Consider the following 2,011-nt stretch of genomic DNA (forward strand, 5'->3'; position numbering starts at 1 on the left):
TGGCTATTTCGGAGATCATTGTGCCACCCATTTCGGCCATGTTGTGCCATCCGTTTCGGAGGTCATTGTGCCAGTTTAGGTAGGTGATCGCCGGACCATTTCGGTCGCCATTGTGCCACTTTCCATAATGCGTACCTTGCCGTAAAAAAATTAATGGCAGGGCAACGAATCGACATTATGGACCTACAACAACTCATTCAACTAAAACACAAAGGCCTGAGCAACCGCAAGGTAGCGGAGGCGCTGGGCCTGTCCCGGAATACCGTCAACAGTTATGTTCGGGCTTTTAGCCAGCATGAGCTCAGCTACCAGCAGCTGGAGGCTCTCTCGGAGGCCGAGCTGGCCGGACTGTTTCCCCAGGCCGACGCCAAAGATCAGGGGCGCTATGAGCAGCTGGCCGGGTATTTCCCCACCTTTGCCAAAGAACTCCGTAAAACCGGCTGCACGCTCCAAACCTTATGGAGAAGCTATCTGGCCGACCACCCCGACGGCTACCGCTACACCCAGTTTGTCCATCACTTCAACGCCTGGAAGGACACTACAAAAGCCAGTGGGATTTTGCGGCATCAGGCCGGCCGGAAGCTGTTTATGGACTTTGCCGGCAAGACGCTTTCGTACGTCGATCGCGACACGGGGGAGATTCGCCGAGCCCAGGTCTTTGTAGCGCTGCTGCCGTGCAGCCAATACACCTACGTGCAGGCGACCGCCAGCCAGAAGCGGGAGGATCTGGTCCGGGCCGTCACCGATGGCCTGGACTGGCTGGGCGGGGTACCCAACGCCCTCGTGGCCGACAACATGAAGGCGGTGGTGGCCAAAGGGCACAAATACGCGCCCGTGATCAACAAAACGCTTAAAGACCTGGCCCTGCACTACGGATGCGTAGTGGATCCGACGCGCCCGTATCACCCGCAGGATAAAGCCCTGGTTGAAGGAGCTGTCCGACTGGTGTACCAACGCATTTTTTATCCATTGGCCAATCAGACCTTCTTTAGTCTGGAGGAGCTCAATAAAGCCATACGGGAGCTGTTGGGTCCCTACAACGATTACCGGTTCCACAACCGCCCGACCACCCGTCGCCAGCAGTTCCTCGAGATCGAGCAGCCTGCCCTGGACCCGTTGCCTCCAGCCCCCTACCAGCTGCGCCACTACAGGCGGGCCAAAGTCCAGAAGATCAGCCACATCTACCTGGGGACCGACAAAAACTACTATAGCGTGCCCCACCGCTACGTGGGCCGCCATGTGGAAGTGCAACTCGCCGCCGATGTGGTGGAGATCTTCTATGGCGGAGAGCGCATTGCCCACCACAGGCGGAGCCGAACGGCCGGCAAGTACACCACCATTGGGGCCCACATGCCCTCGACTCACCAAGTCTACAACGACTGGAATCCCAAATGGTTCGCCCGGCGGGCCGCAGCCGTCGGGCCCTATACGGAGAGCTATATCCGGCGGCTGATCGGACAGTACGACTACCCGGAGATCGGCTACAAGCAGGCCCAGGGGATTCTGGCCCTGACCAAACAATATCCACCCGAACGAGTCGAGGCCGCCTGCCACCGGGCAGCCCAGGGTCACCGGGCCGGTTACCGGATAGTCGCCAATATCCTCAAAAACAACCTTGATCAGACCAGAGACCCTGAACTTCCGCTGGAAAATCACATTCCGGATCACTCCAATATTCGCGGAGGCAACCACTACAAATAAACGACAACCTAATACCCACACGATGAATCCTAATAACACCTTGGAAAAAATGCGCGCCATGCGGCTTCGAGCCATGGCCGAACTATACCAGCAATCCCTGGCCAGCAATCTTTATAACGAACTCTCCCTCGATGAGGTGATGGCCACCCTCATTGACGCCGAATGGGAGGACCGTCAGCAGCGGAAGATTGCAGGGCTGATCAGGAGGGCCGGCTTCCGCCAGCAGGCGGCCGCCACCGACATCGACTACCATCCCGATCGACGGCTCGACAAGACCCTGATGGGACGCCTGCTGAGCCTAAACTTTGCC

Annotated in this window: 2 protein-coding genes; both read left to right on the forward strand. The window is 58.0% G+C overall.

The window, feature by feature from the left end; translation table 11 throughout:
* The first annotated feature begins 177 nt into the window (after nucleotides 1-177).
* Nucleotides 178-1,701: an IS21 family transposase gene (istA, locus tag ACG2F4_RS19250; RefSeq protein ID WP_395262571.1), complete on the forward strand. Its 1,524-nt coding sequence runs from the start codon at nucleotides 178-180 to the stop codon at nucleotides 1,699-1,701.
* A 22-nt stretch (nucleotides 1,702-1,723) separates the two neighbouring features.
* On the forward strand, nucleotides 1,724-2,011 hold a 288-nt coding region (locus ACG2F4_RS19255; protein WP_395262572.1), incomplete at its 3' end, for an ATP-binding protein.

Origin of the sequence: Halalkalibaculum sp. DA3122 (genome assembly GCF_043951865.1) — a bacterium.
GTDB lineage: Bacteria > Bacteroidota > Rhodothermia > Balneolales > Balneolaceae > JAMQKA01.

Coding starts and splice junctions, on each gene's coding strand:
- istA (WP_395262571.1), top strand. CDS start 178: ATGGACCTACAACAACTCATTCAACTAAAACACAAAGGCCTGAGCAAC.